13 protein-coding genes are annotated in these 15,519 nt (G+C 56.6%); all 13 read left to right on the forward strand.

Going from position 1 to position 15,519, the window contains the following annotated elements:
* The first annotated feature begins 70 nt into the window (after positions 1-70).
* The 13 genes from L861_RS02295 (at position 71) to L861_RS02355 (ending at position 15,494) form a co-directional block, all read left to right on the forward strand.
* The gene (locus L861_RS02295; protein WP_161629068.1) at positions 71-1,315 is read left to right on the forward strand and encodes a polysaccharide pyruvyl transferase family protein; all 1,245 of its coding nucleotides are present in this window, start codon (positions 71-73) and stop codon (positions 1,313-1,315) included.
* Positions 1,312-2,136, forward strand: a complete 825-nt coding sequence (locus tag L861_RS02300) for an SDR family oxidoreductase (protein ID WP_016414928.1) — start codon at positions 1,312-1,314, stop codon at positions 2,134-2,136. Before L861_RS02295 ends, L861_RS02300 begins: the two co-directional genes overlap by 4 nt.
* Before the next feature lie 27 nt (positions 2,137-2,163).
* Positions 2,164-3,183, forward strand: a complete 1,020-nt coding sequence (locus L861_RS02305) for a polysaccharide deacetylase family protein (protein WP_016414929.1) — start codon at positions 2,164-2,166, stop codon at positions 3,181-3,183.
* A complete protein-coding gene (locus L861_RS02310) occupies positions 3,180-4,487 on the forward strand; it encodes a DUF4910 domain-containing protein (RefSeq protein ID WP_016414930.1) in 1,308 nt (435 codons plus the stop codon). Before L861_RS02305 ends, L861_RS02310 begins: the two co-directional genes overlap by 4 nt.
* On the forward strand, positions 4,484-5,680 hold the full coding sequence (locus tag L861_RS02315; protein ID WP_016414931.1) for a hypothetical protein: 1,197 nt from the start codon (positions 4,484-4,486) through the stop codon (positions 5,678-5,680). Before L861_RS02310 ends, L861_RS02315 begins: the two co-directional genes overlap by 4 nt.
* Positions 5,677-6,807, forward strand: a complete 1,131-nt coding sequence (locus L861_RS02320) for a glycosyltransferase family 4 protein (protein WP_016414932.1) — start codon at positions 5,677-5,679, stop codon at positions 6,805-6,807. The genes L861_RS02315 and L861_RS02320 overlap by 4 nt, the downstream gene beginning before the upstream one ends.
* Positions 6,788-7,912 carry an ATP-grasp domain-containing protein gene (locus L861_RS24420; RefSeq protein ID WP_016414933.1) on the forward strand — a complete coding sequence of 375 codons (1,125 nt, stop codon included), beginning with the start codon at positions 6,788-6,790 and terminating at the stop codon, positions 7,910-7,912. Before L861_RS02320 ends, L861_RS24420 begins: the two co-directional genes overlap by 20 nt.
* Positions 7,896-8,933 carry a polysaccharide deacetylase family protein gene (locus L861_RS23955; protein WP_161629069.1) on the forward strand — a complete coding sequence of 346 codons (1,038 nt, stop codon included), beginning with the start codon at positions 7,896-7,898 and terminating at the stop codon, positions 8,931-8,933. The genes L861_RS24420 and L861_RS23955 overlap by 17 nt, the downstream gene beginning before the upstream one ends.
* 9 nt (positions 8,934-8,942) lie before the next feature.
* Complete coding sequence (locus L861_RS02335; protein WP_016414935.1) at positions 8,943-10,169, forward strand: O-antigen ligase family protein; 1,227 nt, start codon at positions 8,943-8,945, stop codon at positions 10,167-10,169.
* 135 nt (positions 10,170-10,304) lie between these two features.
* Positions 10,305-11,543 carry a glycosyltransferase family 4 protein gene (locus tag L861_RS02340; protein WP_016414936.1) on the forward strand — a complete coding sequence of 413 codons (1,239 nt, stop codon included), beginning with the start codon at positions 10,305-10,307 and terminating at the stop codon, positions 11,541-11,543.
* Positions 11,506-12,630 carry a glycosyltransferase family 4 protein gene (locus L861_RS02345; RefSeq protein WP_016414937.1) on the forward strand — a complete coding sequence of 375 codons (1,125 nt, stop codon included), beginning with the start codon at positions 11,506-11,508 and terminating at the stop codon, positions 12,628-12,630. Before L861_RS02340 ends, L861_RS02345 begins: the two co-directional genes overlap by 38 nt.
* Entirely contained in the window at positions 12,630-14,567 is a 1,938-nt protein-coding gene (locus L861_RS02350; RefSeq protein WP_016414938.1) for an asparagine synthetase B family protein, read from the forward strand. Before L861_RS02345 ends, L861_RS02350 begins: the two co-directional genes overlap by 1 nt.
* A gap of 30 nt (positions 14,568-14,597) precedes the next feature.
* Positions 14,598-15,494 (forward strand): hypothetical protein, encoded by an 897-nt coding sequence (locus tag L861_RS02355; protein ID WP_016414939.1) that lies wholly within the window; start codon positions 14,598-14,600, stop codon positions 15,492-15,494.
* Positions 15,495-15,519 lie beyond the last annotated feature (25 nt).

The raw sequence follows: 15,519 nt of genomic DNA on the forward strand, positions 1-15,519 counted from the left end.
GCAGCCCACCCATGATACATATGCGGCTTCTGCACCACGCACTCGAGTGCCAAGTGTGAAGGTCTGCTTCGTGAATGATAACTCGGACACCCGCAACTGGGGGGCACAAGCGACATCGATGGCATTGTGCGAGCTAGTTCACAGCGCGGGCGGTAACGTCGAGCGGACACTATCAGCCTCACGTCTGGATGAAAAGCAGGGCAAAGATTACCCGGCTATCGCTTATCTAGCCGGCTATTTCGACCGGAGGCTTCCTGCATGGTCGATGCCCAGGCGTTTGAATCACGCCATTTTTAACCGCCTGGCGCGGCAGTTGCCGGACGTGGTGCCCGACTCCTGGGAGGATTTCGACCGTCAAGCCCTTCGTGTCCTGCAGCATAAGACGTTGGGAGACATTCGTGAGGCCCTCGAGAACAGTGACTTGGTCGTTATCAATGGCGAGGGTTGCATCTACGGCAACATACGTCACAGTCGCATGTTGTTCTTCATCGCCTATCTGGCCAAGCGCTATCTGGGCAGGGAAACGGTGATGGTCAACCACAGTGCCGATCTTCGTCACCCGACCCTCAATCGTATCGCCCGTCATGTCTATCCCTTGTTGGATGAAGTGGTCTTTCGCGAAACCGACTCGGCTCTGGCTTGTTCCGGGTTCTGTTCCTCGACGATCGGGGCCGATGCCGCCTACCTCTATACCCCTGCACCTGTCGAGAATTGGTCGTTGCGTATGGATGGGTTCGACCCCGGTCGTCCTTATGTCTGTGTCGGTGGCAGTTCGAGCTACCTGCGCCGTGGTGATGAGCAAGTCAAGCCCGTGGCAGGATACGTGGAGCTATGTCGGCACTTGCAAGCCGAGTGTGACCAGGTCGTTCTGGTTGCTGCTTCCTGGCAGGACGAACGTATCTTTCAGGCCGTAAAAAACGAACTCGGTATTCCCCTTATCGGGGTATCTTCCCCATTCCGGCAGGCCATTGATGTCATCGGCAACGCCAGAGTATATATCGGCGGTCGCTGGCACTCGGCCATCTTTGCCCACGCGGGTGGCACCCCCGTCGTCGCGCTGGGTGCCTACACGCCCAAGATGCAAGCCTTCCTGCATGACAGCGGCCAGCCCGGCACGCCCTTCGATCCTTTTGAACTGGCGACTCAGGCACCAAAGATAGCTGCCGGGGTAAGGGACTGTCTCGAACAGGGTGATCGACTGCGCGCCGTGCTGAGTGATGGGGCGCGCGAATGCGCCCGACGCGCACGACTCAATGTCAACTGTGTCGAGAAAATGGTCGTGTCGCGATCAACACCAGGCCCGGAGTTCTCATGAGTCGTGACTATCGCAATCTCTTCGATCTCACCGGCCGAGTCGCTATCGTCACCGGTGGGCTCGGCATTCTGGGACGTACCTTCTGCGAGGCATTGGCAGCGTTTGGTGCCCATGTCGTCGTGGCGGATCTGGATGGCGAAGGGGCTCGGCACTTTGCCAGGGAGATCTCCGAGATGTCAGGCATGACCTGTGAAGGGTGGGGGTGTGATGTCGCCAGTGAGGACTCCGTGGAAGCTCTCGTCGACAGGACCTTGGAGCATTTCGGATCCATCGATGTGCTGCATAACAATGCCGCCAGCAAGTCCGATGACCTGGCGGCGTTCTTCGCGCCGGCGGAGGGCTATTCGCTCGCTGAATGGCGCAAGATCATGGCGGTCAACCTTGATGGCGTGTTCCTTGTCTCGCGTGCGGTGGGACGTCGAATGATCGAGCAAGGTAGGGGAGGCAGCATCATTCATACCGGTTCGATCTATGGCCATTTGGGTGCGGATCCGCGCATTTATCAGGACTCGGAATACTTTGGGCTGGCGATTAATACCCCCCCGGTCTATGCCGCCTCCAAGGCTGGCGTGGCGGGTTTGGCGCGCTACCTGGCAACCCTGTGGGCGGAACATGGCATTCGCGTCAATACGCTGGTGCCGGGTGGAGTGCAGAGCGGTCAGAACCGTGAGTTCGTGGATCGTTATTCGCAGCGAGTGCCCTTGGGGCGCATGGGCAATGCCGATGACCTGGTCGGTGCCTTGATCTATCTGGCATCGGATGCCTCGCGCTATGTCACGGGACAGAACCTGTACGTCGATGGTGGTTTGAGTGCCTGGTAACGAACACCTGAGCGTAAGGAATAAATGATGCCCATCCCTCTTACCATTGTCATGTACCACTATGTGCGCCCTCTGGAAGCGTCCCGGTATCCCCGTCTGAAGGCAATGGACCTGGAACGCTTTCGTGGACAGCTCGACTATATCCAGCGCCACTATCAGGTCGTCAGCATGGAGCAGGTGATCGCTGCCTCGCGGGGCGAAAGGGATGTCTTGCCTGCACATCCCTTGCTGCTGACGTTCGATGATGGCTATCGGGATCATCATGACCATGTGCTGCCTTTGCTGTCGCAGCGAAGCATGCAGGGCAGCTTTTTTCCACCGGCCTGTGCGGTGCTCGAGCGACGGGTTCTGGACGTCAACAAGATTCAGTTCATCTTGGCGAGCGTCGAGGATCCTGGTGTCCTGGTGGATTGCATCTTCTCTGCCATGGATGAAGCCAGAGCTCATTATGGTCTTGAGCCCAACCACGTCTATTTTTCGAGACTTTCCAGTGATAGTCGTTATGACGATCCGCCCACCACTTTCGTCAAGCGGGCACTGCAAAGAGAACTGCCCGAGGATTTCCGCCAGCAACTGACCGAGGGTCTGTTCAGCCAATATGTCACCAGTGACGAGAAAGCCTTTGCCGAAGAACTGTACATGAGCGAGGGACAACTGCGTCATCTGCTGGAGGCCGGTATGTTCATTGGCAGTCATGGCGATCAGCACTATTGGCTGAACAGCCTGGATCATGCGCATCAGGTCAAGGAGGTCGATCGGGGACTGCGTTTTCTCGAGGCGCTCGGGGCATACCGAGATGACTGGGTCATGTGTTACCCCTACGGCGGCTATGATGATTCGCTGCTGAGTATTCTACGGGCGCGAGGGTGTGCCCTTGGACTGACTACCGAAGTGGCACTGGCGGACCTGACAGTGAATGATCCCTTGACCTTGCCGCGTATCGATACCAATGACCTGCCGACAGATGTGGAGGCGCCCACGCCTATGGGCTTCGAGGGACGGGGCCGTGAGCGATTGTCGGCAGCGGGGTCCAAGGAGACGTCATGACGCGAGATACTGCCACCAACGACATGATGGAGATCCTGGCCGATCTGACTCCGCTGAACCGGGTAGTCTGCTCGAGCGACTACGACCATACCATTGAGTACATGATGTCGCGGTTGCCGTTCAGGGCGCTGAGCTATTCGTCGGAGGATCACTACAACGGATGGGTGATTCCACCAAAGTGGGATGTCAAGACGGCCGGCATTTTTCAAGGCGGACGCAGGATTTACGACGGTCGATGCCACCCCTTGGCGGTCATGGCGCTTTCCGCTCCCTTTCGGGGCACAGTGAACCGCGAAGAGCTACGCCGTCACCTGCACTACGATCATCGCGATCCCGATATCATTCCCTTCCACTTTCGTCAGATGTTTCGTAGCTGGCGGCGCGACTGGGGATTTTGTGTGCCGCAAACCTTTTACGACTCTCTTGAGGAGGGCGACTACGAGGTGGTGATCGAGACCGAAGAAGCGCCGGGTATGCTGCGTGTGCTCGACTACTCACTTCAAGGGCGCTCGTCTGACACCATCGTTTTCGGTGCCAATCTGGATCACCCAGGCGTGGCGAATGACGGTCTCTCGGGAGTGGCGGTGGGAGTTGCCCTGTTCAAGGCGCTGCAGAACCGGCCGCAGACCCACTTCAGTTATCGGTTGGTGCTGGCGCCGGGGATCATTGGCAACGAATATTACCTTGGTCACCTGCCGCAGCAGGAAAGGGAATGCTTGCTGGAAGGTGTCATGCTCGAAATGCTGGGTTCACCCACCGAACTAGCTCTCCAGTTCTCGCGCCAGCAGCAGTCGAATATCGAACTGGCCCTGGTCGATGCGTTGCAACAAGGTGGTTGTCAGCATCACACCGGCGAATTTGCCAGTGCCCTGATCAATGATGAATACATCTGGGAGGCTTACGGCATTCCGATGGCGTCGCTGTCACGCTATCCCTATCCGGAATATCACAGCGATCGCGACAACGTTGCCTTGATGCGTCCCGAACGCCTCGATGAGGCGCTGCAGGTCTTGTTGCAGGCCATCGAGACCCTCGAGTCGAGTGCCATCGTCAGTAAGCGATTCATCGGCAACATCTGTCTATCGCACCCGGACTACGATCTCTACATCGACCCGGGGCAGGTGGCCTTTGGCGATATCCCCGACGACCAGCGCCGTCGCATGCGACAACTGATGGAACTCATGCCTACGCTTTCCAGGCCGACGAGTGTCGCTCTGCTGGCGAGTCGTGTTGGGCTGCCGATCTCCGTGGTCGAGGGTTACCTGGGAAAGTGGGCCGCCAGGGGCTTGGTGACACTGTCATGACGCGTGAGGCACGGCTTGCTGTCGGCAACCATACCTGCCCCGCTGATCTCCATGGACGGCGTTGCCATGTCATGGTGTCGACACCGCTGCAGTATCTCAACGCCAAGGAACTGGTTGAGCTGCTGGGCAGCCGGGAACGTTATTTGGTGATCCTCGAACAGCATTATCGGCACCGGGACTTCGTTGACCTGCCTGGTATTGCGAACTGGACCCGTATCGATACCGTAAAGGCCGGTAGATTGCTGCCCCATGTGCGGCTGAGCCCGTTGCTACGTTGCTTGGCCGATGTGCTGGCCGATGTCGCGACTCATCGTCGAATAGCGCAGATGTTGATACGGTGGCCTACGTCAGAGCTCTTGGTCATCGGCAACCCCAACGAGGTCTTGCACCTGGACTTTGCCTCACAGGGAGGTGGGCAGGAGCTGCTGATCTGTGACGATGGCACGTCCACGCTCTCGGGATTTGCAGATCGCTCACGAAGCAAATGGCTACGCCGACGTTTGCTGGGCATTCGTCGAACCCTTCTCGATAACGCCTGGCAGTTCACGGCTTATGCTGATGTGCGACCAGGAACAAGAACTCTGCACAATACTTATGATTATCTGCGCTCGTATGTGATGAAGCGTTCACCGGGGGGAGGTGCCGCACGAGATATCTGGTTTCTTGGTCAGCCCCTGGTCGAGTTTGGCGTGACATCGTTATCCGCCTACCTGGAACTCGTGCAAAGCATACGGAGCGGCGCTTATGCCGAGCAGCGCGTACTGTACTGGCCCCACCCTCGTGAGTGCCGGGATAACCTTGCCAGGCTGGCCAGTGCTACGGGAATGGAGGTCGTCAGTCGCTCGGGGCCGATCGAGTTGGAACTGGTCCGCCAACCGCTACCTCCGGCCAGGGTGGCGACACTGTATTCCAGTGCCTATCAGAGTTGCTACGCCATCTTTGGGGACGCGGTAGCGTTCGATGTCTTTGAGCCCCATCAAGATTACTGGCAATCGGGTCATAGCGAAGTACGCATCATGCGAGACTGCTATGCCTATTTCCGCTCCCATGTCCGGCCGCCGCATCGATTCTTTCGCCAGGAGAACACGCATGACTGGCAGTGCTGCGCGCCCTTCCTGGGGATGTCAGGAGAGTCCGATGCGACTCCTGTACTTGACGATGCGGGATATCCTCCTGCGCGAGGTGAGACATGAAAGTCGGGCTGCTGATCGGCGGGCTTTGCCAGGGAGGTGCGGAGCGTCAACTCATGCGCCTGGCCGGAGGACTGGTGCAGGGAGGACACCAGGTGGAGGTATTCTGCTACGACGGTGGGTCACCCCATGACACGGCCCTCGAGGCTCAGGGAGTGGTCGTACGCCATCATGTTTCACGTGGCAGGTTGGCCAAGATCGGCGTGGTTCGTCGCTGGCTTAGGGACTTCGAGCCGGACATCGCCCATGGTTTCATGAAGCGCGCGTCCGGTGTCGCCGTGCTGGCCCGACTGGTTGGTCCGGCTTGCAGAGTGCTGGCCAGTGATTTCTCGACGGCGACCTATGGCCGTCACAAGCCTTCTCTGTGGGCTGCTCTATGCCTGTTCGCTCTGGCCGACCGAGTCGTCACCCAAACTGACCTCAACCGCCGCAGTCTGGAGGCGCTGGCCCCATGGCTGCGTGGCCGGGTGGCGGTGGTGCGCAATGGTCTCGACGTCACTCAGTTCCGCCCGGCCCTTTCATCTCCCTGTGAATCTCCGTTTCGCTTCTGTGTCGTCGGTAGCGTATATGGCGTGAAGAATCCCGAACGCGTCGTACGGGCCGTTGCTGAGTTATACCGGCGTCAGGGGGAGGGATTCCATCTCGACTGGTTCGGGCGTCGTGGCCTGGGAGGTGATCACGCTCCATCGGCTGATTACCGCCGTGCGGTGGCCTTAGCCGATCAATTGGGGGTGCAGGAGCTGATCAGCTTCCACGGTGAGACCCGGGATATCGAACGCGCTTACCAGCAGGCCCATGCGCTGGTCCATGTTTCGCTACAGGAAGGCTTTCCCAATGCAGTGGTGGAGGGCATGGCCTGTGGCTTGCCCATCGTGGTCAGCCGCGTCTCCGATCTGCCCTTGGTAGTCAAGGAAGCACGCAATGGTTTTCTTTGCGATGAAACCGACTCCTTGTCGATTGCCAGTGCCATGGAACGGATGCTGCTGACATCGGCAGAGCAGCGTCTGCAAATGGGACAGCGGTCGCGTCGACTCGCCATGGAGTGGTTCCATCAGGAACGCTTCATCGATGATTACCTGAACCTGTATGCCGAGATGTTGAGGGATGACAATGTCCACCGACTGGGTTGACCTGGCGCGTCGCTGGGTACCGCGCGACCTTAGATACGCGATACAGCGCCATGTGTCATTTTCTGAAGTCAAGCGCCGCTATTTTGCCCGCTGTGATCCCTTGTCCGAGGTGACTGAAAGCGACATCAACCGCTATGGCAGTCCCGTAAAAGTCGGCATTCTCAAGAGCCGGGTCCAGCGTCATACCCACTACGTGCGCGCTTGCCAGGAAATGGGGGTGCCGTTCCAAGTGGTCGATATTGCGCACCCGAATTGGCTGGAATATGTCATCGACAGCGGCTGCCAGCTGTTCCTGGTCTGGCCTGATGCCAGCTTGGGGCCCTATGCCAGGCTCTTCAAGGATCGTTGCAAGTTGCTGGAGCACGACCTTGGGCTAGCCGTGTTCCCCAGCTTCGTCGAGAGCTGGATGTATGAAGACAAGATCCGCACCTGCGATTGGCTCAGGGCGCACCATATTCCCCATCCCCGTACCTGGGTGTTCTTCGAGGTACATCAGGCCAAAGACTTTGCTCGTCAGTGCGCATTGCCTATCGTCTTCAAGACTCGCTTCGGTGCCGCTGCTACCGGTGTGCAGATCATACGCACTCGTCGGGCTCTGCAGCGTATCGTCAAGCAGTCCTTTGGTAATGGTCATGTGCCGGCGGGGCATGATAAGCGCGATCGCGAGTGGGGCAGTCTATTGCTCCAGGAATATCTCCCGGAGATTCGCGAATGGCGCATGGTGCGTATTGGTGACTCCTATTTCGGCCATCTTAAGGGCCGTGCCGGTGACTTCCACAGCGGCTCTGGCCAGGTGGACTGGGAGCCGCCAGGCCGTCGACAACTGGAAATGTTGCATCACATTACCGAGGCGGCGGGGTTTCGCAGTATGGATGTCGATATGTTCGAGACCGCCGATGGAACCCTGTTGGTCAACGAATTGCAGACTGTCTTTGGTGCCAGTGTCTCCATCGACCAACTGCGCTTGGATGGAACGCCCGGGCGTATGGCACGTGATCCAGAAGGTGAATGGCACTTTGATCCAGGTGATTTCGCACGCAACGCCTGCGCCAATGAGCGCCTTCGCTATGCCTTGGAGCATTTCTCCCATGAAAGAATTTGTTAGGGACCTGGCTAGTCGTGCGGTAGTGAGTTGTGGCCTCAGCTCCATGGGGCGAGGCTTGAGGCGACACGAAGGGGCATTCATCCTCTATGGGCACCGATTCAGCGATGATGACGATGGCTACCTTCAAGGGCTTCGCCCGGCGTGGTTCGATGACCAGGTCGCCTATCTGACTCGCCATTACGAGGTCATCCCGCTCAAGACATTGATAGATTGCCTGGAACAGAGAAGGGCAGTGCCGGCACGATCGGTCGTGCTGACCTTCGATGATGGTTTTCGCGACAATTTGGAAAATGCCGTTCCTATACTGGAACGCTACCGGGTGCCGGCGACCATTTTCGTGGTGACGCGTTCTCTGACCAATGGCGAGCTGCCTTGGTCACAGCGTCTCGGCGTCATCTTTCAGCAAACGTGTAACCATCAGGTGTCTCATCCACAGTTGGGCGAGCAGCCAGCGCCGCTGAACGATTCCCACCAGCGCCGGGCTGCCTACCAGCGGATCAAGCTCGGGATTGCTCCTCTTCAACGAGAAGCGCGTGATTCCATCATTACCGGCTTGGCAAACCAGCTAGGGGTCGAACCACCACTAGACCAAATGCTGAGTTGGGAGGACGCCCGCCTGCTGCAGGCAAGCGGGGTCGAGATCGGTGGACATAGTTATTCCCACGCTCTGCTGGGTCAAGTACCCATTGCAGAGGCCTGCCACGAGATTAGACGCTGCCGGGAAGAACTGCGTGATCATCTGGGCCTGGAGGCTGCGCCGTTCTGTCTGCCTGGGGGGAGTTATAGCGACGACGTGATTCGTTGCATAAAGCAAACTGGCTTCCGTTCCTGTTTCATCCCCAACCAACAGAAGCGCTATAACACGGTGGTCAATACCACCCTCTTCACACTATCCCGGCTAGGCTTGCCCAATGCACCTAGCCATCACTTGGAAGCCGAACTCGATGGCCCCTTCCACCCACTGCGTGAGTGTTGTCACTGGTTACAAGGTGGCTATCGTTCCTTATCACCAAGTCCGTGAGAGATTGCCATGCCATGGGTTTCCTACCTCGGGTATGAGCGCAAGCCGCTGATACTGTTGATATTTGCTGGTCTTTTTTTGTTCTTGTCGATGTTTGACTACCTGACATTGACCAGCTTGCCATTGTTGCGCACACCTTCCGCGGCCATGGGGATGATCCTGGCACTGGCCTTTGCGATGCATGGGGTTTCCCACTATCGAATTTACAAAGGGCCAACGGTATGGCTGTTACTGCTTTTCGGTGCCACTATGGTCGTGGAGCTGTTGCGCTGGATTGCTGGCGACACCACGCAACTCATATTCTATCTGCAGTGGTTTCAGGTCTTTATTCTTGCCATTATTCTTCTTGACTTGTCCCGTGATCCCAGAGCATTGCCCATTCTTTTGGGCAGTGTAGTGGCTGCAGTGTTACTCATCGCCATGATGGGCTTGTTACTAGGGAGTGCTGAATTTTCAAAAGGCCGCAGTGGTTTTGAAGAGATCAATCTCAACCAGCAAGCATACTTCTATACCCTAGGGCTGATCACTTTATTGTGGTTGCTGATAGAAAGGGTTCGAACCATGCAACTGTGGCAAGTCATGGCACTGTTATTGGGATGCGCAATCTTGATGCTGGCTATCCTTAAATCAGGCAGCCGTGGGGGCTTCCTCTCCATGATGGTTGGCATCACCATGTTGCTGATGCTGGAAGCGAGGAGTCGAAACACTTCAGCCTATATATATGTTCTCCCCCCTGTGCTATTTGCCGGCCTCGGGTTTGTCCTCAGCACTGATCTGGTCATTGAAAGGCTGCAAAATACCGTGGTAGGTCAAGAGGATATGAGTCGCTTCAAAATCTGGTATTGGTCATGGCAACTTATCACTGAGAAACCCTTGATGGGACAAGGTCCCGACTTCATGGAATTACTGGGTGGCTACTTGAGTGGTGTAGCACTCACCACTCACAATGCTTATCTGCATGTAGCTATCTCTTTCGGCATACCAGCACTCATACTATGGTTGGGCTTTCTGGGGTCGATACTCCTTCGTTGCTGGCAAGTTCGACATACGCCAAGTGGTGCATTGTTGATCAGTTTAGTGGTCACTGGGCTGTGGTTTGGTCTAACTGGAACCATGGCGTTCAATCGGTACTTCTGGGTGACGCTAGCCCTAGCCGCTAATGTGGGTGCCTATCAATTGATCCCTTTATCGTATCCCACTTCACTCGTTTCAACACAGGCCAATCGAGGGCTCTGATCATCATTGATAGCGACAAACTTCAGGGTACTTGCCGTCGGAGTTTGACTGCTGGTGGCTCGAGTCTTTCATGGATCCGAAAGAAATCAGCGATCAGTTCTTGGCTTTGTCTGAAATCCGAGGAAGGAGAAATATGTGGAGATCATCTATCTGCACCAGTACTTCAATACTCCTGGCATGAACGGTAGTACTCGATCCTATGAACTTGCCAGGCGCCTGGTGAGTCGTGGGCATCGGGTTCGCATGCTGACTTCCTGGCGTGAGGATGACGGGCGACGTGATTGGTTCGTCACCGACGAAGAGGGAATCGAGGTGCACTGGTTACCCGTACCTTATGACAATGTCATGAGTTACGCGCAACGTCTACGCTCCTTCTTTCGTTTTGCCATCGGAGCTGCACGCCGTGCGACAAAGCTGTCCGGGGATCTGGTGTTTGCTACCAGCACGCCGCTTACCATAGCCCTTCCTGCGGTATTTGCGTCTCGGCGGCAGCGGTGCCCGATGGTGTTTGAAGTGCGTGATCTCTGGCCTGAGATGCCGATCGCCGTAGGTGCTCTGCGTCATCCCATGTTGATTCGCATGGCTCGTGAACTTGAGCGCTTCGCCTACCGTAATGCTGCTCGAGTGGTAGCGTTGTCGCCAGGGATGCGTGATGGGGTGGTGGCAGCAGGTTATGAACCCAGTCGCATCCGTGTCATTCCCAATAGTTGTGATCTTGAGCTATTCACTTCGGATCCATCTGCTATCGAGCGGTTTCGACTAACTCATCCTGAGCTCGCAGGCGGCAAGATCCTGCTATACGCCGGCACCCTGGGCAGGATTAATGGCGTTGAATACCTAGCGCATCTGGCAGCGGTGTGCCGTGAAACGATTCCCTCGCTGAGAGTTGTCATCATCGGTGGTGGTGCCGAAGTAGAAAAGGTGCGGCAATTGTCCAGAAAGCTAGGGGTTCTGGGCCAGCATCTGTTCATGTATCCACATATGACCAAGCAGGGCATTGTCGATGCCTTTGCTGCGGCGGATCTTGCGATTTCGTGTTTTATCGAGCTGCCGGAAATGGAGAAAAATTCCGCCAACAAGTTTTTCGATGCTCTGGCCTCAGGGACACCTGTTGCCATCAATTACGGGGGGTGGCAGGCGGAACTGATTGAACAGAGTGGTGCCGGGCTGGTGCTCTCCCGTGATCCGCCGCAGGCAGCCTTGCAATTGCGCGAGTGGTTTGCCGACTCGGCAGGTCAGAAGCGTGCCGCTGCCAAAGCCCTGGAGCTGGCCAGAACGCGTTTTTCTCGTGACCGTCTGACCGATGAGTTGGAAGCGCTGTTGAAGGAGACGCTGCATGAAAGTGATATCGGCGAACGACAGCATCAGGCGTGAGTCGGCCTCTGATGTGCGGATATGCCTGATTGGCAACCTGGGGGGAGATAGTGCCGGTCAAAATGGTCAGATCCTGAGAACTCGATTGGTGGTCGCCGAGCTTCAGAAGCATTTGGGGGACGAACGGGTGCGTTGTATCGATACACACGACTTCAATACTCAACCCCTGGCTAAGCTTCGTGACATCCAGCGCGGTTTCCGGGATGCCGAGCAGGTCATCATCATGCCCGCCGAGAGGGGGCTCAAGCATCTATTGCCTTTCTACCTTTATTGGCGGTGGTGCTATTCGGTGCCAGTGCACTATCTGGTGATTGGGGGCTGGCTCCCCGAATTCATCCATCACCACCCTTGGCTAATACGCGGGCTACGCAAGCTTGACAGTGTGCATGTCCAGAGCTTCCGTATGATCGAATGCTTGGCAGGCCTGGGGTTTGATAATCTTCGCTGGCTTCCGAATTTTCGTGATTTTCCCCGGGAACGACCGCTATCCAGTGGGGTAGGCGATCCGCTCAGGCTAGTCTTTCTGTCGCGCATGATTCCTGAGAAGGGGGCAGATTTTGCCATTGAGGCTGTGGATTCGCTAAATGCGGACAACAAGCGGACTTGTTGTTCACTCGATCTCTATGGGCCAGTGTCCGAGGACAACGCCACCTGGCTTGATGGATTGCTGCAGGGTAGGGGGGAGGCGATCGCCTACCGGGGAGCTCTGACACCAGAATCTGTCCTTGAGGTATTGAGTCGTTACGATGCCCTGATTTTTCCGACCCGCTATGAGGGAGAGGGATTTCCAGGGGTTGTAGTGGAAGCTTATGCCGCCGGAATTCCTGTTATTGCCTCAGACTGGCAGGACAATGGTGAAGTCGTCACCGACGGTGTCACGGGGTTGCTGTTTTCCAGCGGTGATGTGAATTCCCTCAAGAAGCGTTTGGACTGGCTCATCCATCATGGTGATGCCCTGCTGGCCATGAAGACCGCGGCCAGGGAGGCTGCCGCTAGCTATCATGTTGATGTTGTTCTGCCATCGCTTCTGGCAGCCATGTCGATAAACGTTGTAACCGCCGATAGCCGTGTCAGGGAGCTGCATTAATGGGTGGCATCTTGGGTGGTGCGCACCTCAATGCCCCGCGCCACCGGCTCGATGCCGCAGCCGCAAGCCTGCTGCATTCATCAAGTGCCATGGCACGATGGCTACCAACAAGAGGAAGTATCGACCTTGGCGGTCTTTACTCAGCCGCTCACACAGGTGAACTGTCCTGGCATGATGATGGTGACGGGGTGCTGCTGGTGCTGCACGGCAGCGTAATGTTGGATGGCTGGCATCTCGATGCGCGAGCGTTAGCCCACCGATATCGTGAGCGAGGGCTGGACAGCCTGCTGAGAGGAGAAGGCAGCCATGCCATTGCCCTATGGGACTGGCGCCGAGGCAGTTTGTGGCTGTTTACCGACCCCATTGGCACCATTCCATTGTGCTACGCCATGCAACAAGGGGCACTGGCGTTCGCTCCCGAAGCCAAGGCGGTACTGAGATTGCTGGCTGCTCCGGCGCGACTCGATCGACGCAGCACCCTGCAGTTTTTGATGAGCCGCTACCTGATTGGTAATCGCACGATGTTCGAGGGCGTGGCTCGTCTCGGGCCGGGAGAGCTACTTCACTACCAGCCCGCAACTCAGCAGTTGCAGCGTAGGCGTTACTGGGATTTGCACTTCGAGTCACGAATCCATTCGCGGGCGGAGGCGGTGGATACCTTGTACCAGACCCTGTACTGCTCTCATCACACCATGCTTGCCGAACTGGACGAAACCGATGGCTATCAGTTGTTTCTTACCGGAGGACTCGACTCGCGAGGCATACTGGCTTACACCCACCGTCTCGGTCGATTGCCTAATAAGGCGCTGACCTGGGCAGCCCGAGATGATTTGCCACATTCGGATCCGGACCTCAGCCGTCGCCTGGCCGCCGCTCATGGGGTTAGTTTCGATGTCTGTCAGCTCGACGGGAGTGACTGGGTCGAATATGCCAAGCCGTGGTGCCGTATCAGTGAATTACTGACTGATAATGCAAGCAGCTTTGCAAGCTCTCTGCAGACATTCGATGCGTGGCAGACACATGATGCACGATTCGTGGTGCTGGGCGACCAGGCTTTTGGTGCCGGGCCATTGCCCGCCACTCGTGACGAGGCCGTTGAGAACATTCTGCACGATGCCTTGCGCACGGCCCTAGGGCCATTGGTTCGTTTGTTGAGCGACTCGGCGGTTCGAGAGACTCGACAGTGCTTTGTCGACGAGATCGATGGCTTGATTGATGCGGGCCCTAACGATTCGCCCAAGGATATTCAGGACTATCTCTACTTCCATACCTATATCTCTCGCTGGATCCTGGCGCCAGGCAATTTCAAGTCCCCCATGCTGGCAGTACGCCGCCCACTGATGACGGCTGAGGTGATGGACGTGGTCACTCAGCTTTCACCATTGTTGCGAGTCGACAAGGCAGCCTACGTGGCGTTGCTGAAACAACGGTTTCCCGCACTTGGAGAGATTCCGGTCACTGCTGTGGAAGCTGGTATCGACTGGCCTTGCCTCATGCGGCAGCAGGGACGGCTTAGGAAAGCGCTGCTGCCTCGCTTGATGCCTGAACGCTTCGAAGCCCTGCCATTGGGAGATGATATCGACCCGGATGGCATGCGTGCCTTCGTGGCCGAGTTCTTCACCAGCCAGCCGACTAGTAGTGGACGCGGAAGCCTTTTGCATCGGCGCTTGTATGATCTTCGCCGTCAGGTCAGCCGCTCGCAGTGGCTCGGGAGTGCTGCCAGACGAGTGCAACCTTTCGTCATGCGACTGACTGGCCTGCAGGCACAACAGGTGGCGACTTCCCATCATCAGGTGCTGTTCCGATTGGCCTTACTGACGTTGCTGCAGGAATGTCTGGATGCAGGGGATTTCGATGGACGTCATGGCGACAATGAACTGAAGAGCCTCGTACAGGGCGGACGCGTGCAGTGTCTAGCGCCTCAACACAGCACTTGATGTGACTTCAGCGCAGCGCAGGGGAAAGATATGGTCGAGGAGAACGAATATGCCGGTTTTCTCGAGGCAGCCGGCCACCAGGTGGTTCGCATGGATGGTGTTGAGTGGTATGCCTACCAGGGATTCATGATGCCGGCTTACCTGCCGCATGTCGTGCCCAAGATCAGCACCGAGCAGGCCCGACGGCTGCTGAAGGCTTCTCGTCACCCTTTCGTTCGTTGGACGTGCGGCTTCGACAGGACTGAATCGAGCCCCTGGTGGTTCGTAGTTCGGGAAGGTCCCTATTCACTTGAGCAGTGCAGCACCAACACTCGCAGCAAGATACGTCGCGGGTTGAAGCGTTTGACGGTGCGGCGGGCCAGCTTGGACGAAATGCGAGAACAGGGACATAGCGTTTGTGTGCAGGCGGCGGCACGCTACGACACCGCTGGAGCCGCTAGCCTACCACGACATGATGATTTTCAGCGGCGTCTCGAGGCTGCAGCAAGCTATCCCGATGTTGTGGAATATTATGCAGTCTTTCAAGGTGAACGCATGGTTGCCTTCTCTGAAAATCATCTTCAGTCAAAGGCCGCATTCTGGGAGAATATCTGGTATGTACCTGATTCACTACGTGATTACTCCAGCTATGCACTGACTCATGTAATGCTTGATGATTATCTCAATGCTCGTGGACTTGATTATGTAACTGATGGCAGTCGATCGATTTATCATCAAACTCAGGTGCAGAACTTTTTCATAGGAACTTTCGGTTTTACACGTCAATTCGCCAAGCTGGAGGTGGCTTATACACCACTATTTGGCGGGCTAATTACAAGTGCCTATTTTCTCCGTCACCTTCTTGGATCCCGTACCAGAGGACGTTTCCCAATACTTGATAAGGTCGGAGCTCTCCTGACCCAAGAATCAATACGTCGAGGCTGTTGATTTTCATCTTCTGGTCAAGATATAT

The sequence above is a fragment of the Litchfieldella anticariensis FP35 = DSM 16096 genome (genome assembly GCF_000409775.1).
Lineage (GTDB): Bacteria > Pseudomonadota > Gammaproteobacteria > Pseudomonadales > Halomonadaceae > Litchfieldella > Litchfieldella anticariensis.

Excerpts from the sequence above, each read along its gene's own strand:
- L861_RS02300 (WP_016414928.1), top strand. The coding sequence starts at position 1,312 with ATGAGTCGTGACTATCGCAATCTCTTCGATCTCACCGGCCGAGTCGCT.
- L861_RS02305 (WP_016414929.1), top strand. The coding sequence starts at position 2,164 with ATGCCCATCCCTCTTACCATTGTCATGTACCACTATGTGCGCCCTCTG.
- L861_RS02310 (WP_016414930.1), top strand. The coding sequence starts at position 3,180 with ATGACGCGAGATACTGCCACCAACGACATGATGGAGATCCTGGCCGAT.
- L861_RS02315 (WP_016414931.1), top strand. The coding sequence starts at position 4,484 with ATGACGCGTGAGGCACGGCTTGCTGTCGGCAACCATACCTGCCCCGCT.
- L861_RS02320 (WP_016414932.1), top strand. The coding sequence starts at position 5,677 with ATGAAAGTCGGGCTGCTGATCGGCGGGCTTTGCCAGGGAGGTGCGGAG.
- L861_RS24420 (WP_016414933.1), top strand. The coding sequence starts at position 6,788 with ATGTCCACCGACTGGGTTGACCTGGCGCGTCGCTGGGTACCGCGCGAC.
- L861_RS23955 (WP_161629069.1), top strand. The coding sequence starts at position 7,896 with ATGAAAGAATTTGTTAGGGACCTGGCTAGTCGTGCGGTAGTGAGTTGT.
- L861_RS02335 (WP_016414935.1), top strand. The coding sequence starts at position 8,943 with ATGCCATGGGTTTCCTACCTCGGGTATGAGCGCAAGCCGCTGATACTG.
- L861_RS02345 (WP_016414937.1), top strand. The coding sequence starts at position 11,506 with ATGAAAGTGATATCGGCGAACGACAGCATCAGGCGTGAGTCGGCCTCT.
- L861_RS02350 (WP_016414938.1), top strand. The coding sequence starts at position 12,630 with ATGGGTGGCATCTTGGGTGGTGCGCACCTCAATGCCCCGCGCCACCGG.
- L861_RS02355 (WP_016414939.1), top strand. The coding sequence starts at position 14,598 with ATGGTCGAGGAGAACGAATATGCCGGTTTTCTCGAGGCAGCCGGCCAC.